Annotated in this window: 1 protein-coding gene; it reads left to right on the top strand. The window is 64.9% G+C overall.

Going from position 1 to position 619, the window contains the following annotated elements; genetic code table 11:
- The coding region (locus EN925_RS38675) for an AMP-binding protein (RefSeq protein ID WP_164894825.1) at window positions 1-619 on the top strand (619 nt) is incomplete at both ends.

Below are 619 nucleotides of genomic sequence, written 5' to 3'. Positions count from 1 at the left end.
TCGCCCGGCTGCGCGAGCTGTTCCCCGGCGTACGGCTCTTTTCCATGTACGGTCTGACGGAATGCAAGCGCTGCACCTACCTGCCCCCGGAGGAGCTGGACCGCCGGCCGGGTTCCGTCGGCATCGCTATTCCCAACACGGAAGCGATCGTCGTCGACGATGAGGGCAACCGCGTGCCACCGGGCGTGGCGGGCGAGTTGGTCATCCGCGGCCCGCATGTCATGCAGGGCTATTGGCGCAACGACGTGGCCACGGAGCAGATGCTGCGTCCCGGGCCGCATCCCTGGGAAAAGCGGCTCCACACCGGTGACCTGTTCCGGACGGACGAGGACGGCTTCCTTTATTTCGTTGGCCGCAAGGACGACATCATCAAGACGCGCGGCGAAAAGGTCGCCCCGAAGGAAGTCGAAACTGTGCTGCACGCCCATCCAGGCATCGTGGAAGCCGTGGTGACCGGCGTGCCGGATCCGGTGCTCGGCCACGCCATTGCCGCCCTCGTCGTTCTCTCGGACGAGACCCTGAGCGAGCGGGACATCATTCGCTACTGCGCCGTTCATCTCGAGGATTTCATGGTGCCGAAGCTCATCGAGTTCCGCCGCGAGTTGCCGAAGACCGATAC

The sequence above is a fragment of the Mesorhizobium sp. M7A.F.Ca.US.006.04.2.1 genome (genome assembly GCF_004022915.1).
Classification (GTDB): Bacteria; Pseudomonadota; Alphaproteobacteria; order Rhizobiales; family Rhizobiaceae; genus Mesorhizobium; species Mesorhizobium ciceri.
This window is presented reverse-complemented; position numbering and strand designations above follow the sequence as displayed.